This is a genomic window from Bifidobacterium choerinum (assembly GCF_000741135.1).
GTDB classification, from domain to species: Bacteria; Actinomycetota; Actinomycetes; order Actinomycetales; family Bifidobacteriaceae; genus Bifidobacterium; species Bifidobacterium choerinum.
The window spans coordinates 146,014-163,295 of record NZ_JGYU01000002.1; the positions used below are offsets into that span (position 1 = coordinate 146,014).

Below are 17,282 nucleotides of genomic sequence, written 5' to 3' on the forward strand. Positions count from 1 at the left end.
GGTGTGGCTACGCGCGGAATGCCGTTTGAGGGTTGTTGGGTGGCAGTTTATTGGTGTGACACCTACGGAATGCCATTGAGAGGCTATGGACGGCATCGTATGGGTGAGGTCACCTGCGGAATGCCGTCGGGCAGGCTACGGGCGGCAATGTACGGGTGGTGGAGGGTGTCCGGTGGGCGGGCCAGAGGGGAGTTGCGGCAGCGTCGGAAGGGCAACAAAAAAGGGCGTCGGAAGACGCCCTGATCAGCCATGTGCCACGGTCTCAACGCCACCAGACCATCATGATGAAGCCTGCGAGCATGAAGCCGAACGCGACCAGCAGGTTCCAGGAGCCGATCGCCGGGATCGGATACGTGTAGTTCGTCAGATAGAAGACGACGGCCCAGATGAGGCCGATGATCATCAGCGCGCAGAACACCGGCACGAACCAGCTCGGGTTCGCCTTCGTGCCCTTGATGCTCTCCTCGACGCGCTTCGTGTTCTCACGCTGACGCTGCATCATGCGGCGCATCTGCGGCGTCATGTCCTTCTCGTCGACGGTCTGGTCGAGGATCTCCTCGATGCGGCCGACCGGGATCTCGTCATTCTCGACGTAGGTGGCGGCCTGCGCCAGATCCATCGGCTTCTTCTCGTTCCTCACGTGCGACTCGTCGTTCGACTTCTCGGCGGCGCCGTGTTCGTCGACCTGGCCATCCGTGGGTGTTTTGTGCAGCTCTTCGTCAGCCATTTGTCTTATCTCCTTGCATAGGCTAATTAGGTATCATAGTGGTTGCTCACGAAAGCGGCCACCAGCGTCGGCCATCATGAGCAAAATCATCATATTTTCGCGCGTCGCCGCGAAGACGGACCATATGGTTCGGCGGCGAGGTTCGTAAGGAGACGGATATGGCCAGGCATAAACCGAAGCATGGCACCGGCAAGTCGTTCATCGGCAGCGTCTCCGTGCTGCTCGTCGTCACCTTCGCCGGCTTCCTGCTCATCACGAACATGCGCGTCAACCGCACGACGACCGTCTCCTCGGACACCGCCGAACTCGTCGAGAACCGCGTGCGCAAGGTGGACGCACTGCAGGCCGACGTCAAGGAGCTGTCGTCGCAGGTCGACAAGCTGAGCGCGCGGGTGAAGTCCGACCAGTCGCCGCCGTCCGAGGACGCCGGCTCGAGCACGATGCTGCCCGCCGTCGAAGGTCCGGGCGTCACGGTGACGCTCAACGATTCGTCGATGTGGAAGAACGCCGTCGATTCGTCGGGGGCGACGGTGGACAGCGATAAGTACGTCGTGCATCAGCAGGACGTCGAGGCCGTCGTCGACGCGCTGTGGGCGGGCGGCGCGGAGTCGATGCAGATCATGGACCAGCGTGTGCTGTCGACGTCGGCGATCATCTGCTCGGGCAACGTGCTGCTGCTGCAGGGCCGCAAATACTCGCCGCCGTTCACGATCTCCGCGATCGGTCCTCCGACGCTGATGATCCAGGCGCTCGACGATTCGCGCGCCGTGCAGATCTATCGGCAGTATGTGGACGCGTACGGTCTCGGCTACGACGTGCAGACGGAAAGCAAACTCCACTTCGACAGCACGACGATGCTCCTGCAGCCGCTGCAGTACGCGCATGTGCTGCAGCAGCCGAACAAGGACGGCGACGGCGAACATGCCGACGACGCCGCGAACGGCGGCGCACACGGCGGCAATCAATAGTTCCATTTTGTGATATAGTCCGCGGATGCGATCGTCAGATCGTCCGCGGCGGCCGATCAGGCAGAACGAACGGGGGAAGACACCACCTATGGCACACAGTCAACATGCGGCGCCGCGCCGCACACGCAGCGTCGGACGTTCGATCGTCACGATCGTCGCGGAGCTGCTGCTCACCTTCGCCGCGATCTGCGGTCTGTACGTGGCGTGGATGCAATGGTGGACCGGCGTGCAGTCGGACCATGTCCAGCAGGAGACGCGCGCGCAGGTCGCGTGGGTGCAGCCGAACGACGGCGGCACCTTGAAGATCGCGCAGCCGCAGGACGGCGAGCCTCCGGTGCAGCCGAAGGAGGCGCTGACCGGCGAACTCATCGCCCGCGTCTACATCCCGCGCTTCGGCGACCAATGGGAGCGCAACCTCGTGCAGGGCACCGACCTCGCCGAACTCAATCAGCACGGCCTTGGCCACTATGTGGACTCGCAGATGGCCGGACAGGTCGGCAACTTCGCGATCGCCGGACACAGGAACGGCTACGGGCAGCCGCTCGGAGACGTCGACAAGCTCGAGAAGGGCGACGCGATCGTCATCCGTTCCAAGGACTACTGGTACGTCTACCACTACACGAACTACACGATCGTGACGCCGGACGAGGGATGGGTCATCGGGCCGAATCCCGAACATCCCGACGAGCAACCGACGAAGCGGCTCATCACGATGACGACCTGCGAGCCGAAGTACACGGCGCCGACGCACCGCTGGGCGAGCTTCGGCGAGTTCGCATACTGGGCCAGGGTCTCGGACGGCATCCCGAAGGAGCTGGCGAAGACCGACGCCAACGGCGCCGTCGAGTTCATCAACAACGAGCGGCAGTCGTTCGCGTCGTCGATCACGTCGCTTGCGCCGTGGGTGTGGGGTGCGCTCATCGTCTACGCGGTCGTATTCCTCGCGGCGGCCGTCGCATGGCGTTGGCCGGCGCTGCGCGCGATCCATGAGGGCAGCAGGCCGCTGCCGGACGTCGACATCTACGGCTGGCTGCTGCGCCATCAGCCCGGAGCCGCGCCGATCCGCTGGCTGCTGATGCTGCTGCTCGTCTTCGCCGCCGCGGCCGCGCTGTTCCAGTGGGGCTTCCCATGGGCGGCCGCGAACATTCCGTTCCTGCAGCAGATGTCCAACTACGTGGCCGTGTAGCGCGCCGTGCGCCCGCTACACCGGCTGCACTACACTTGACTACGTTTGGCATTAGAACAAGCCCGTACGCCAGCGAGAGGACCTTTCATGACCGATTCCGCGCATATCCTCGTCGTGGACAACTACGATTCCTTCGTGTACACGATCGTCGGCTATCTCAAGACGCTCGGCGCGACCGTGACGGTCGTGCGCAACGACGCAATCGACCCGGCCGACGCCGCCGTCCTCGACGGCTATGACGGCGTCCTGATCTCGCCCGGCCCCGGCGCGCCGGCCGACGCGGGCGTCAGCGAGGACATGATCCGTCTGTGTGCGGCGACGCGCACGCCGATGTTCGGCGTCTGCCTCGGCATGCAGGCGCTCGCCGAGGTCTTCGGTTGCACGGTGAGCCATGCGCCGACGATCATGCACGGCAAGACGAGCCTCGTCGAGCACATCGACGACGAGATCTTCGCGGGCGTCGCGAATCCGATGACGGCGACGCGCTACCATTCGCTCGCCGTCGAACCTGATTCGGTGCCGGCCGACGTGCTCGAGGTGACCGCGTGGACCGTCGACGACCACATCGTGCAGGGCATCAAGCACCGTGAGCTGCCGCTGTACGCCGTGCAGTTCCATCCCGAATCGGTGCTCACGCAGGACGGCTACCGTCTGTTCGCGAACTGGCTCGCCGTCTGCGGCCAGCCGAGTGCGGTCGACAAGAGCCTGGGCATGCAGCCGAAGCTCACGCGTTGAGCATACGCCGACCGTCGCGGTTGCGACGAAGGCAACGCAATGGGCGGCCCCGGATCCCTCACGGATCCGGGGCCGCCCATTGCGTGCCCGTTCAGCGTGCGCGCGGTTGATGCGCGTCAGCCCTGACCGTGGTCGCCGTCGTTCTGGCTGCCGTCGGAAGGCGGCGCCGACGAGGAGGAAGAACCCGACGGCGACGGCGACGGCGACGGCGACGGATTCGACGACGGCGCCTTCGTCTTGACGGTGACTTCGGAACCCTTGTCCACGCTCGTGCCGGCGGACGGGCTGATCGATTCGACGATTGCGTCGTCCGACGAATCTCCATCCACCTTGACGCTCAGATTGGCCGCTTCGAGCGCGGCGCGCGCGCTCGCGAGCGTATCGCCGGCGTTGACGTTCGGCACGGTCACCTGCTCACGTCCGGTGGACACCCACACCGTCACCGTGCTGTTCTGCGCGACCGACGTGCCGACGTCCGGCGAGACGCGGATGACCGAGCCCTTGTCGACGCTGTCCGACGACTCCTGCATGACGGTGACCGTCAGACCCATCTGGGAGAGCGCGGACAACGCCTGGTCCTGCGGTTTGCCGATGATGCCGTCCGGCACCTTCGTCATGCCCGACGACACCCACAGGCTGATCGTCGAACCCTTGAGCTGCGACGTGCCGTAGGCCGGGTCGGTGCGCGTCACATGGTCCTTCGCGATTGTCGCGCTGTCCTCGGTCTGCACGCTCGATTCGACGACGAATCCGGCGTCCTCGAGCGTCGAACGCGCCTGCTCCTGCGTGTACCCGGTCACGTCCGGGATCTTGACCGAACGCGGACCCGTCGAGAACCACACTTCGACGGTGCTGCCCTCGGCGACGCGCTTGCCGCCGGCCGGCGTCTGCTTCGTGAACATGCCCTCCGGCTTCGTCGAGTCGGCGTCCTGCTTGACGTTGATGTTGAGGCCCAGATCCTCGAGCTGCTTGCGTGCGCGCGCCTCGGTCGTCGTCTCGTTGAAGGTCGGCACCGTCACGAACTTCGTCGCGTTCTGCGCATGGTCCCACCACAGCCATCCGCCGATCGCGATGCCGAGGATGACGATGGCCGCGGCGATCGACGCGATGACGACGTTGCGCTTGTGCTTCTTCTTCGCGATTTCCGCACGGCGGTCCGCACGCGTCTTGAGCGGCCCGGTCGACCCGTCCGGATTGATCCGTTCGAACTGTCCGGTGACCGGATTGAAGACCTGCGTGGCCGGAGCCTGCTGGGCCGTCATCGGCTGCGTAGGCGGCAGCTGATGCTGCGCCTTCGTCTCCGACAGGTCGGTCAATGGATTGAAGGCCGTCGCGGTCGGCACGCCGCCGTTCATGAACGCGATGATGTCGTTCTTGAATTCGGCGGCCGTCGCATAGCGGTTCTGGCGGTCCTTCGCCATCGCCTTCGCGCAGATCGAATCCCACGCCGTCGGCAGTCCCGGCACGATCGTGCTCGGACGCACGGCCACTTCGGAGACATGCTGGTAGGCGATCGCGACCGCCGAATCGCCGGTGAAGGGCGGGCGGCCGGTGAGCATCTCGTAGAGCACGCAACCGGCGGAATACAGGTCGGAGCGCATGTCGACGGTCTCGCCGCGCGCCTGTTCGGGGGAGAGGTACTGCGCGGTGCCGACGACGCCCTGCGACTTCGTCATCGTCGTCGCCGAATCATCGAGCGCGCGGGCGATGCCGAAGTCCATGACCTTGACGATGCCCTGCTCGGAGATCATGATGTTGCCGGGTTTGATATCGCGGTGGATGATGCCCATCCGATGCGAATATTCGAGCGCGCTGAGCACGCCGATCATCACATGCTCGGCGTCGCGCTGCGACAGCGGACCGTTCGCCTTGATGATGTCACGCAGCGTCTGGCCCTTGACGTACTCCATGACCAGATACGGCAGATGCTCGGTCTGGCCGTTCTCGAAGGTGATGACCTCCTCGCCCGAATCGTAGATGTTGACGATGTTCGGGTTGTTCATCTGCGCGACCGAATGCGCTTCGCGGCGGAAGCGCGTCAGGAAGATCTCGTCATGGGCGAGGTCCGGGCGCATGATCTTGATGGCGACGGTACGGCCGAGCCGCGTATCGACGGCCACATGGACCTCGGCCATGCCACCGCGTCCGATGAGCTGGCCGAGCTGGTAGCGGCCACCGTCCAGTGTCGTGGGCATGCTACTCATTGCTGCTCCTTCCGCCCAGTACTGTGGTTGTGTCGTGGGGAACCCGCCTGTGCAAACGGATGCATCGCGTTCGTGGTGGGATCGTGATGGGGGGCGCTCGCGACGCGGCGCGGCACGCGCTTGCCGGACGTGACCATCGTCGCGTCGATCGCGCTCGTCTGCTGGTCGAGCAGCCTGCGTTCGATGCGCGACAGGATACGGGCCACGGTCAGCGCGTCCTGCGGACGGTCGAGCGGGTCCTTTGCGAGCATCGACATGACGAACTGCGACAGCTGGAAGTCGACGGTCGCCGGCAGCGGCGGCACCGGGTTGTTGACATGCGCGGCGGCGATGTCGACCGGCGTCGCGCCGGTGAACGGACGGTGTCCGCACAGGCCTTCGTAGGCGACGACGCCGAGCGAGTAGATGTCCGACTGCGGCGTGGCATGCTGGCCCTGCGCCTGCTCGGGGGAGATGTACTGTGCGGTGCCGACGACCATGCCGTCCTGCGTGATCTGCTCCTGGTTCGTCGAATACGAGACGCCGAAATCGGTGATCTTGACCTCGCCGTTGCTCGAGACCATGATGTTGGCCGGCTTGACGTCGCGGTGGATGACGCCGTGCGAATGCGCGACGAAGAGGCCGCGCGCCGTCTGGGTGAGGATCGGCAGCAGCTGCGTCGGCTCCATCGGGCCGTCGATCTCATGGAACAGGTCGGCGAGCGACTTGCTCGGCACGTACTCCATGATCAGGAATCCGATGCCGTCATGTTCGTAGTATTCGAACAGCGCGGCGATGTTCGGGTGTGCGAGATTCGCCGAATTGCGCGCCTCGGTGCGCAGCCTGCGCAGCTTCGACTCCTGGTTCGTCGTGTCGGTGCGCAGCGCCTTGATCGCGACCGGGCGGCCGAGCTGGATGTCGTAGCCTTTCCAGACCTCGCCCATGCCTCCTTGTGCGAGACGCGAATCGAGGCGGTAACGCCGGTGAATGAGCTGTCCCTCGATGAGTCTCATTGGGTAAGCGCCTCCTTCATTACTGCGGTCATGACCGGTCCCGCCGCAAACGAGCCATAGAGATCGACGTTGTGCACGACGACGGCGACGGCGATCTTCGGATCGTCGGCCGGCGCGAAGCCGATGACCCAGCCGTCGATCGAATCGTTGTCGGCGCCGATCTGCGCGGTGCCGGTCTTCGCGGCGACGCGGATGCTGGGGATCTCCAGATTCGTGTCCTCGTCGGTGACGACGGCCTCCATGCCTTCGGTGAGCTGCTTCGCCGTGTCCTCGCTGAATGCCGTGCTCATGACCTGAGGCTTCGTGTCCGGCAGTACCGACAGGTCGCTGAAGCGCACACGGTCGACGAGCGTCGGCTTCATGACCTTGCCTTTGTTCGCGACGGCCGCGGCGACCATTGCGTTCTGCAGCGGCGTGACGACGGTGTCGCCCTGCCCGATTGACGCCAGTGCGAGACGGTCCGGTGTGACCTGCTGCGGGAAGCGTGACGCGACGGCGCGCATCGGCGTGCCGTCGGCGGCGGAACCGTCGATCGTGATCGTCGAATCGAAGCCGAACTTCTTCGCCATGTCGGAGACCGTGTCGTCGCCGAGCGCGACGCCGAGCTGCGCGAAGGCCGTGTTCGACGAATACGCCATCGCGTTCTTCAGCGAGATTGTGCCGTCGGAGCCGTCGCCGGCCGGCGACGAGTTCGTCAGCTGGGTCTCGGTGCCTGGCAACGTGTAGCTCGCGCCGGCCGGGATCTGCGAATTGATGTTGTATTTGCCCGAGTTGATCGCGGCGGCCGCGACGACGGTTTTGAACGTGGATCCGGGCGGATATAGCTGGCTCGTCGCGCGGTTGATCATCGGGCTGGCCTGTCCCTGACTCAGTTCGGCGTAGTGCTTGTTCGCCTCGCCGCCGTCATGCGTCGCGAGCAGGTTCGGGTCGTAGCTCGGCTTGCTCACCATCGCGAGGATGCGGCCGGTGCTCGGCTCGAGCGCGACGACGGCGCCGTCGTCGTCGCCGAGCGCGTCGTAGGCGGCCTTCTGCAGCTTCGTGTCGATTGACGTCTCGATTGAGGCGCCGCGGTTCTCCTCGCCGGTGAACAGGCCTTTGAGACGCTGCCAGAACATCGCGTCGGACTTGCCGGTCAGCAGCGTATCCTCGGACGCCTCGATGCCGCGGTCGGCTTTCTGCGTGACCGAGAAGTAGCCGGTGACCGGCGCGTAGAGCGCGCCGTCGGCGTACGAACGCTGGTACTTGTATTCGTCCTGCGACGCGTCCGATTTGGCGAGGATGGTGCCGTCGGACGCGAGGATCGCGCCGCGTGCCGCACTGTTCGTGTAGTAGAGCGTGCGCACGTTGCGCGTGTCGCTGGCGAGCGCGTTCGAACGGACCGTCATGATCAACGACGACGAGATGCCGAGGACGACGAACAGCACGAGAACGGCGGTGAACAGCTGACGTAGCGTCTTGTTCATCAGGCCTCACCTCCCGGGTGTGCATCGTCGACCGCGCGTTGCGGCAGGTTGACGTAGGAATGGGTGTTGATCGGGGTGACGATCTGCGTGATCGGTCCGTCGCCGTCGTTCGCGGCGGTCGACGAGGATACGGCGGCGTCGTTCGCGGCGGAGCTCGCTTCGGCCCGCTGGCGGCTGCGCAGCACCGACAGCGCCTCCATGCGGAAGGTGTCGCTCAACTCGTCGGACTGCGGCTTGTTCGCCGCGTTCGAGATGATGATGAGCAGCGCGGCGAGGAGGTAGTTCGCGATCAGCGATGAGCCGCCGGCGGCCATGTACGGCATCGTCAGGCCGGTGAGCGGGATGACGAGCGTGATGCCGCCGACGACGGTGAAGACCTGGAAGGCCATCGTGAACACGAGGCCGGAGGACAGCAGCTTGCCGAAGCCGTCCTTGATCTTCATCGCGATGATCATGCCGGCCGCGATGATGAGCAGGTAGAGCATGAGCACGGCGAAGACGCCGACGAGACCGAGCTCCTCGCCGGTCGACGCGTAGATGAAGTCGGAGTTCGCCAGCGGCGTGACGGTCGGGTAGCCCTGACCGAGGCCGGTGCCCATCAGACCGCCCGAGGCGAGGCCGAACAGGCCCTGCACGATCTGGCTCGAACCGCCCGGATAACGCGAATAGATCGCCGGGTCGAAGGGATGCAGCCAGGCGTCGACGCGGTAGCCGACATGCGCGAAGATGTGCGCGGCGACGACACTGCCGGCGGCGAAGGCGAGGAAGCCGATGATGATCCAGCTCACGCGTCCGGTGGCGACGTACAGCATCGCGACGAACATCGCGAAGAACATCAGCGACGTGCCCAGATCATGCTGCAGGATGAGCACGCCCATCGACGCGATCCAGACGATGACGATCGGGCCGAGGTCCTTGAACCGGGGCAGCTGCAGCGGTCCGAGCTTCTTGCCGCCGACGGCGAGCTGGTCGCGGTGGTTGAACAGATAGGAGGCGAAGAAGAACGCGAGGAACAGCTTCGCGAACTCACCCGGCTGCAGCGAGTACGGTCCGATGCCGATCCAGATGCGCGCGCCTCCGATCTCACGGCCGAGGCCGGGGATCATCGGCGAGAGCAGCAGCACGAGGCCGATGACCATGCTCACATAGGAGAATCGCCGCAGCACGCGGTAGTCGCGCATGAACACGAACAGCAGGTCGCAGCAGACGAGCGCGAGGCACAGCCAGATCATCTGGCGCGTCGCGACGCTCGTGCCCATCGCCGCGTCGCAGCGCGCGATCATCAGGATGCCGATCGACGTGAGCATCAGCACGCAGGCCATGATCGACTGGTTCGCGTACGGCTGGAACTTGCAGATGAGCGCCCACGTGACGATGAACAGCACGGCGATGACGCCCATCAATACGAGCGCCGTCGCCGGCGGCCGCCCCTCGGTGCGTGCGAACATCTGGAAGACGCCGATGGCCGTGATGGCGAACGCGAAGAGGATCTGCAGCAGATAGCGTATCCGGGTCTTCGTCACTTCGAATCCTTCTCCTCGGCCGTGGCGGACGGCGACGCCGACGACGAAGCGGACGGCGACGGCGTCGCCGTGCCCCTCTTCGTTTGCTCAGGCGCGTCCTTCTGCGTCTTCGCGGCGGCCTTGCGGCGCGCTTCCTCGTCCTTGCGCTGCTGCTGAGTCTTCCTGAGCTCCTGTTCGATCTGGTCGGCCTTCGCGACGGCGGCGTCGTAGTCGTCGACGTTGATGCCGGCTTCGAGCTGGTTCTGCCAGCCCTCAGGCAGCTCGCTGAACGTCAGGTTCGTCTGCTCGACCGGATGCGACAGCTTGATGCCGAAGATGTCGGTGGGCACGCCCTGATAGATCGCGACGGTGTCGCCATCCTTCGCGAGAAAGTACTGCCTTTGGCTCCACATGTACGCACCGCCGGCGATGCCGCACAGCGCGAGCACGGCGATGATGACGGTGATCGTCGCGGCGACGCGTCCGCGGAAGCGACGCGAACGCGCGGCCTTCTTCTTCTCGAGCTGCTCATGGTGGATCGCGGCGGCGACCTCCGGATCGTTCGGGTCGGCGCTGTACCGTCCGTTGCTTTTGCGCACAACCGGAATCTCGCCGGTGTCCGGATCCTGCAGCTCGCCGGTTTCCTCACGCACTTCGCTCGTGTGGCCGACGCTCGGCTTCGCCGGTATGCCGCCGACCGCCGTGTCGTCATCGGACGGACGTGACTGGATGAGCGCTGCCGCGCGTTCCGCCGGTGACGATTTCGCGATGAGCGCGGGCGCGGCGGCGACCGGTTCGTTGACGATGTCGGCGATCGCGTCGAGCGAGGCGCTCGCCGCACCGCCGATGAGCGGCGTCTGGTGCGGGACGTCGAAGGAGTCGGCGTTGAGCGCGAGCGTCGCGTCGGCGAGGACGGCCGTCACATTGTCGGTGCTGCCGGCGCGCAGCGCCATCGAGACGAGCCGCTGCGCGCATTCCTCCGGATCGGTCGCCGCGAGCATCGTCTCCTCAATCGTCGAATCCTCGAGAACGCCGCACAGGCCGTCGGAGCACAGCAGCAGACGGTCGCCGGGATAGGCGACGCGGATCGAGATGTCGGGCCGCGCGTCGATGTCGAAGTCGCCGAGCACGCGCATGACGACGTTGCGCTGCGGATGGTTGCGCGCCTCGGATTCGCTGATGCGCTTCGTGTCGATGAGATGCTGGACATAGCTGTGGTCGCTCGTCAGGCGCATCAGCGCGCCGTCGCGCAGCAGATACGCGCGCGAGTCGCCGATGTGCGCGAGCACCCAGTAGCCGGAGACCAACGTGATCGCCGTGATTGTCGTGCCCATGCCGGCGAGTTTGCGTTCGCGTTTCGCCTTGCCGACGATTGCGTCGTGCGCGGCGAGCGTCGACGTCTCCATGATTGCGGTCGCGCGTGCGACGTCGCCGCCGGCGCTGTCCTTCTCGATGTGCGCGAGCGAACGGATCGCGATCGTCGATGCGGTGTCGCCGCCGGCGTGGCCGCCCATGCCGTCGCAGATCGCGACGAGGTGGGCGCCCGCGAACGATGAGTCTTGGTTGTTGGAGCGGACGGTGCCGACGTCGGAGACGGTCGTCGAATACATGTACAGCGTGCTGTGCTCTGCGGAGGTCATCGGCTCACCTCAGTTCGAAGGTGGTCGCACCGATGCGCACGGGCATGCGCGGCGCGAGGATCGTGGGCGCGGTGATGCGCTGCTGGTTGACCACGGTTCCGTTCGTGCTGTGCAGGTCCTCGATGGCCCACTGGTGCGAGCGTTCGTCGGGATAGACGCGCGCATGGTGCGACGAGACGAATTCGTCGTCGAGCACGACGGTGTTCGAAGCCGCGCGTCCCAATGTGATGACGGATGAATTCAGCGGCACCGAGGTGCCGGCGAGCGGGCCGTCGATGATGACGAGCAGCGTCGGCTGCTTGTCCGCGGCCGTCGCCGGCATAGCGCCCGTCGCCGGATGGTTCGGCGTCGAGCTGGCGGGTGTGGCCGCGACCGGCGCATCGGCCTTCCTGCGGACCTCGCGTTCCTTTTTGCGGCGTGCGCGCGACTTGCGTGGGCTGTAGGAGGCCACGTCGCGGTACAGAGAGCGGGCGATGCTCCAGACGAACACCCACAGCAGGATGAGGAACGCGTATTTCAGTACCGCGAAGGTAAGTTCGGTAATCATAACGGCAATCGGTGTCCCGGTTTACTCCTGGTCCTGCGACGACGCCCAGTAGAGGATGCGCGTACGGCCGATCGTGATCGTGTTGCCGTCGAGCAGCGTGGCCGCCGGCACCTGATGGCCTTCGACGTAGGTGCCGTTCGTCGAGCCGAGGTCACGTGCGATGACGCCGTTGTCGGTGATGTCGATCTCCAGATGCTTGCGGGAGATGCCCGGGTCGTCGATGACGATGTCGCAGCCGGAGCCGCGTCCGATGATCGTCTTGCTCTTTGTGAGCAGATACTGGCTGTTGTTCACCTCGAGCATCGGGCAGTCCTCGGCCTGCGCGTCGGTCGTGACCGGGACGGCGTTGCCCTGCACGGATTCGCTCGTGAGCTTGAAATTGCCCTTCGACAGTTCGAGGTCCTCCTCGAACACGACGACGACGGGGCCTACGAACGCGTAATGCTGGCTCTTCGCGTACTTCGTGAGGTTGTCGGCGAGTTCGTTGGCGAGCGCCTCCGAACCCCACTGTTCGATGCGGTCGAAATCGGGGGTGCTCAGCTTGAAGCGATACTCGTTCGGCGCGACCGTGCGTTCGCGACCCACCGGCATGGCCGATTCGTCGATCTCGCGTTCGAGCGCGCTCGTCAGGTCGACGGGCTGCAGGTCCTTGGAGCCGAATTTCGCGAACACTCCGTTGACCGCGCCTTCCACGCTTTTCTCAAAACGGTCAAGAACGCTCATAGTAGTCCCTTTCTTGTTCCTGTCCCATCCTACGCTTGGTCGCGAACCGCGCCGGCCTTTGTGACTGCCGGACGAATGCCCGTCCGCGTCGGACGTCGCCGTGGACAGCACTGCATGACGCGCCGCGCACGTCATTCGCATATGACTCATGATATATGAATACGTCTGTTCCATCCTTTATACGGATACGCGATGACCGACGTCGCGCGCGGCGGCGACGGTCGCCGTGCGCGACGGCACGCGTTCAGCCAATGCGCAGGGTCGCGGTGCTAGCGTAATGCGGTATGACGCAAACCACTGTGCACACGAATGATCCCCGCTCCGTTGATTCCTCGATTCCCGACTACGCCGCCGCGAAGGCGCGCACGCTGCGCTTCAGCTGCGGCGCCCCGCGCAGCCCGCGCCTGCTCGGCGACGGCTCGCGCATGCTGTTCCTGCGTTCCGACGGCGCCGAGGACACGGCGACGTCGCTGTGGATGGGCGAGGCCGACGGCACCGAGACGCTGCTCGCCGATCCGCGCGCACTGCTCGCCGACGCCGACGCCGAGGACGTGCCCGCCGCCGAGCGCGCACGCCGCGAACGCGCGCGTGAAGGCGGCAGCGGCATCGTCTCCTATGCGGTCGACGCGGCCGGCCGAGTCGTCGTCTTCACGATCAACGACCAGCTGTTCGTCTCGACGATCGCCGACGATGTCGCCGAAGCCGAGACGACGGCGCTCGACGTACACGCCGCCGACGGCACTGGCGAACCGCTGCACCCGATCCTCAACCCGCGCGTGAGCCCCGACGGCACGCGTATCGCCTATTCGACCGGCGCGGCCGTCATCGTCGTCGACGCCGCAACCGGCGAGGCCGGCGTCGCCTACGCGGTGCCGCAGGACGAGCGCGCCGACGTGCGCGCCGGCATCGCCGAGTTCGCCGCCGCCGAGGAGATGGACCGCTACGACGGCTTCTGGTGGGGCCCCGATTCGCGCACGTTGCTCATCGAGCGCTTCGACTCGTCGCCGGAGCCGCTGTGGACGATCAGCGACCCCGCACACCCGGACCGCCGCGGATTCGACCACCGCTATCCGCGCGCGCTCACGCACAACGCGATCGTCGAACTCTACGCCGTGCATCTGGGCGACGACCGCCTGAACGCGGAACGCACGGCGCTCGTCGACTGGGACAACGACACCTACGAATATCTGGCCGTCGTGCGTTGGGACACCGGGCATATGCCGCTGCTGCGCGTCCTCGATCGCCTCCAGCAGCACGAGCAGATCCTGCACATCGACGTACCGAAGGAGCAGGACTGGAAGCGCTACGCGCCCGTCGAGGACGGCGTCGTGCCGCTGATGCCGGTCACCGTGCTTGAAACGCACGCCAACGACCGGTGGATCGACGTCATCGGCGGCGCGCCCGCCTACACGCCGTCCGGCGCGCTCATCTGCTCGGTCAACGACATGGAGCACGACACAAACCGCCTGACCGTCGACGGCCGTCCGTTCACGCCGGTCGGCTGGCAGGTGCGCGAAGTGCTCGACGCCGACGACGAAACGGTCATGTGCGTCGTGCAGCGCACGCCCGAGCAGGCGCCCGACGTGCCGAAGCAGTGGGCGTCGACGGCCGACGACCACGATGCGCGCAGTTTCGACGTGGTCGCCTTCGACTATGACGGCGACGTGTATCCGGTCACCGACGAACCGGGCGTGTGGAGCGCGACGCGCGCCGGCGACGGCCTCGTCGTCACCGGTCGCGACATGGCCGATCCGCGCCTGCAGATGACGCACTACTATCGCGGCGAGGCCGTCGCCGTCGCCAACAACGCGGCGACGCCGGGACTCGACATCAACGTGCGCTTCGTGCGTCTCGGCGAACGCAGGTTGCACGCGGCGATCGTCGCGCCGACCGGCGTGAAATACGCGGACGTGCAGTCGCTGCCGGTGCTCATGCACCCCTACGGCGGCCCCGGTTTCCAGCAGGTCACGCTCAGCCAGTCCGCGTACTGGGACGCGCAGTGGTGGGCCGAACAGGGCTACCTCGTCGTCATCGCCGACGGCCGCGGTACGACCGGCCGCGGGCCGGCATGGGACCGCGAGGTGTACAAGGCGATGAAGCAGGTCACATTGGAGGACCAGGTCGACGCCGTGCACGCGCTCGACGACGCGGTGCGCCATATCAACGACGCGGCCGCCTACGGCAGGCACGCATCGGGCGCCCGCGCGCATGTGCTGCCGCGCCCGGAGCTCGACCGCGTCGCGATGATCGGATGGTCGTACGGCGGCTTCCTGTCCGCGCTTGCCGTGCTCGACGCGCCGGAGACCTTCGCGGCCGCGTGCGCCGGCGCCCCGCCGACCGACTGGACGCTGTACGACACCTGCTACACCGAGCGTTTCCTCGGACTCGACGAGGCCGACTACGTGCGCAACAGCATCATCGACGACGCGCCGGCGCTGCGACGCCCGCTGATGCTCATCCACGGCTTCGCCGACGACAACGTGACGATTGCGCATTCGCTGCGGCTGAGCCAGACGCTGATGGCGGCCGGGCGCGACCACACGTTCCTGCCGCTGACCGGCATCACGCATATGACGAACGACCCGACCGTCGCGCGCAACCTGCTGCTGCTCCAGCGCGACTTCCTGGAGCGCGCGCTGAGGCGCTGAGCCCCGTCGCCGCGTTTCAACGCTTGGCGCCGTAGATGCCGGAGGCGATCTGGTCGGTGAAGACCTCGTTGACCTTCGGCCGCACGACCTTCATCGACGGCGTCAGGCACTTGTTCTCCTGCGTGAACGTGACCGGCAGCACGATGAACTTGCGCACCGATTCGGCGCGCGAGACCTCGGCGTTCGCACGGTCGACGTACTTCTGGATCTCGGCGGCGACCTCCGGCAGCCCGGCGGCCTGCTCGATCGTCAGGCCCGCCGGCAGCTTCTGCGTCGGCAGCCAGTTCTCCAGACCCTCCTGGTCGAGCGTGACGACGGCGCCGACGAAGGGGCGGTTGTCGCCGACGACGACGGCGTGCTCGACGATCGGACAGGTGGCGATCTCCTGCTCCATCGGGATCGGCGCGACGTTCTTGCCGCCGGCCGTGATGATGATGTCCTTCGCGCGGCCGGTCAATGTGATGTGGCCTTCGTCGTCGAGCGACGCCAGATCGCCGGTCTTCAGCCAGCCGTCGGCCGCGAAGGTCTCGGCCGTCTTCTCGGGGAGATTGTGGTAGCCGCGGAACACGTTCTGGCCCTTGACTTCGAGTTCGCCGGTCGCCGAGATGCGCACCGACGAGCCGGGCACCGGCTGGCCGACGGTGCCGATGACGTTGTCGTGCACACGCGTGAACGCGAAGGGCGCCGCCGTCTCGGTCAGGCCGTAGCCCTGGATCATCGTCAGGCCGATGCCGTTGAAGAACGTCGCCAGGCGACGGTCGAGCGGCGCGCCGCCGCACGCGAGGTACTTGATGCGCGGGCCGAAGGCGCCGCGGATCGAACTGTAGACGAGACGCTCGTAGAACGCATGCTCGGCGCGCTGCTTCGCGTCCGGGCGCTCGCCGCGCTGCTCCATCTCGCTCCATTCGCGCGCGAATTCGGCGGCCTTCGCGAAGATGCGGCCCTTGAAGCCGGTGCCGGCCTTGCGCGACGCCGCGTTGTAGACCTTCTCGAAGACGCGCGGCACCGAAAGCACGAAGGTCGGTTCGAAGGTCTGCATGTCGTGCGGCAGCGTCTTCGTGCTCGGCAGATAGCCGATGACGCCGGCATCGGAGGTGAACACGAAGTACTGGATGAATCGGGCGAAGCAGTGGGCGAGCGGCAGGAACAGCAGCAGGCGCGCGTTGCCCTCGAGCATCTCCGGGACGCATTCGGCGGCCGCACGTGTGATACTCACGAAGTTGCGGTGCGTCAGTTCGGCGCCTTTCGGCGCGCCGGTGGAACCCGACGTGTAGACGATCGTCGCCAGATCGTCGGCGCCGACGCCGGCGATGCGTTCGTCGAGCTCCTCGTCGGAGATCATGACGCCGAGCCCCTTGAGCGCGGCGATCGCGTTCGCGTCGAGCATCAGGATGCGTTCGAGCTTCGGGCAGTGGTCGAAGACGGAGTCGAGGCGGTCGAAGCGCTCCTGGTTGTCGGCGATCGCCAATTTCACGTCGGAGTCGTTGAGGATGCGTTCGGCCTGGATCGCCGAATCGGTGTCGTAGATCGGCACCGTCACGGCGCCGACGGCGGCGAGCGCGAAGTCGAGCAGACCCCATTCGACGCGCGTCGCCGAGAAGATCGTCACGGCGTCGCCCTTCGCGATGCCGAACTGGATCAGTCCCTTCGCGATCGCGCGCACCTCGTCGTTGAACTGGCCGGCGGTGAGCGTGCTCCACGAGCCGTCGGGCTCCTTGTTCTCTGTGAGCGGGGAATCGGCGCCGGAACGCTCGAGGCGGTCGGTCAGCAACGTGTAGATCGTTTCATTGTCGCGGACGGTGAGCGCATGGCCCGGCGTCGTGTACTCGGTGAGCATGGGAAATCCTTCGAATCCTTCGTAGCAGCCTTCGGAACGCGGCCGTCCGTGCGGCCGCCTCGGCTATCCTACGGTACCGTAGGGAATGTGCGCCTCGTATGAATCGACAA

The 17,282-nt window shown here is 66.0% G+C and carries 13 protein-coding genes; 4 read left to right on the plus strand and 9 right to left on the minus strand.

Going from position 1 to position 17,282, the window contains the following annotated elements; all coding sequences use genetic code 11:
• Positions 1-262: 262 nt before the first annotated feature.
• Positions 263-727: a cell division protein CrgA gene (crgA, locus tag BCHO_RS01635; RefSeq protein ID WP_024540449.1), complete on the minus strand. Its 465-nt coding sequence runs from the start codon at positions 725-727 to the stop codon at positions 263-265.
• 158 nt (positions 728-885) lie between these two features.
• Here crgA and BCHO_RS01640 point away from each other — a divergent pair, with 158 nt between their 5' ends.
• The 3 genes from BCHO_RS01640 (at position 886) to BCHO_RS01650 (ending at position 3,616) form a co-directional block, all read left to right on the plus strand.
• Complete coding sequence (locus BCHO_RS01640; protein WP_024540450.1) at positions 886-1,695, plus strand: DUF881 domain-containing protein; 810 nt, start codon at positions 886-888, stop codon at positions 1,693-1,695.
• Between the two features lie 88 nt (positions 1,696-1,783).
• Complete coding sequence (locus tag BCHO_RS01645) at positions 1,784-2,881, plus strand: class E sortase (RefSeq protein ID WP_024540451.1); 1,098 nt, start codon at positions 1,784-1,786, stop codon at positions 2,879-2,881.
• Between the two features lie 87 nt (positions 2,882-2,968).
• Positions 2,969-3,616: an anthranilate synthase component II gene (locus BCHO_RS01650; protein WP_024540452.1), complete on the plus strand. Its 648-nt coding sequence runs from the start codon at positions 2,969-2,971 to the stop codon at positions 3,614-3,616.
• 116 nt (positions 3,617-3,732) lie between these two features.
• Here the strand turns inward: BCHO_RS01650 and pknB are convergent, their stop codons facing one another.
• The 7 genes from pknB to BCHO_RS01685 are packed head-to-tail and all read right to left on the minus strand — an operon-like array spanning position 3,733 to position 12,687.
• Positions 3,733-5,820, minus strand: coding sequence for a Stk1 family PASTA domain-containing Ser/Thr kinase (gene pknB, locus BCHO_RS01655; protein ID WP_024540453.1), 2,088 nt, complete (start codon positions 5,818-5,820; stop codon positions 3,733-3,735).
• Entirely contained in the window at positions 5,817-6,812 is a 996-nt protein-coding gene (locus BCHO_RS01660) for a serine/threonine-protein kinase (RefSeq protein ID WP_024540454.1), read from the minus strand. Before BCHO_RS01660 ends, pknB begins: the two co-directional genes overlap by 4 nt.
• Positions 6,809-8,275 carry a peptidoglycan D,D-transpeptidase FtsI family protein gene (locus BCHO_RS01665; protein ID WP_024540455.1) on the minus strand — a complete coding sequence of 489 codons (1,467 nt, stop codon included), beginning with the start codon at positions 8,273-8,275 and terminating at the stop codon, positions 6,809-6,811. Before BCHO_RS01665 ends, BCHO_RS01660 begins: the two co-directional genes overlap by 4 nt.
• Positions 8,275-9,798 carry an FtsW/RodA/SpoVE family cell cycle protein gene (locus tag BCHO_RS01670; protein WP_024540456.1) on the minus strand — a complete coding sequence of 508 codons (1,524 nt, stop codon included), beginning with the start codon at positions 9,796-9,798 and terminating at the stop codon, positions 8,275-8,277. The genes BCHO_RS01665 and BCHO_RS01670 overlap by 1 nt, the downstream gene beginning before the upstream one ends.
• Positions 9,795-11,417, minus strand: coding sequence for a PP2C family protein-serine/threonine phosphatase (locus BCHO_RS01675; RefSeq protein ID WP_029675319.1), 1,623 nt, complete (start codon positions 11,415-11,417; stop codon positions 9,795-9,797). The genes BCHO_RS01670 and BCHO_RS01675 overlap by 4 nt, the downstream gene beginning before the upstream one ends.
• A gap of 4 nt (positions 11,418-11,421) precedes the next feature.
• On the minus strand, positions 11,422-11,964 hold the full coding sequence (locus BCHO_RS01680; RefSeq protein ID WP_029675320.1) for an FHA domain-containing protein FhaB/FipA: 543 nt from the start codon (positions 11,962-11,964) through the stop codon (positions 11,422-11,424).
• A 21-nt stretch (positions 11,965-11,985) separates the two neighbouring features.
• Positions 11,986-12,687 carry an FhaA domain-containing protein gene (locus BCHO_RS01685; RefSeq protein ID WP_024540459.1) on the minus strand — a complete coding sequence of 234 codons (702 nt, stop codon included), beginning with the start codon at positions 12,685-12,687 and terminating at the stop codon, positions 11,986-11,988.
• Between the two features lie 284 nt (positions 12,688-12,971).
• Here BCHO_RS01685 and BCHO_RS01690 point away from each other — a divergent pair, with 284 nt between their 5' ends.
• Entirely contained in the window at positions 12,972-15,335 is a 2,364-nt protein-coding gene (locus tag BCHO_RS01690; protein WP_051354842.1) for a prolyl oligopeptidase family serine peptidase, read from the plus strand.
• A 16-nt stretch (positions 15,336-15,351) separates the two neighbouring features.
• Here the strand turns inward: BCHO_RS01690 and BCHO_RS01695 are convergent, their stop codons facing one another.
• Positions 15,352-17,172, minus strand: coding sequence for an AMP-dependent synthetase/ligase (locus BCHO_RS01695; RefSeq protein WP_024540461.1), 1,821 nt, complete (start codon positions 17,170-17,172; stop codon positions 15,352-15,354).
• Positions 17,173-17,282: the final 110 nt, after the last annotated feature.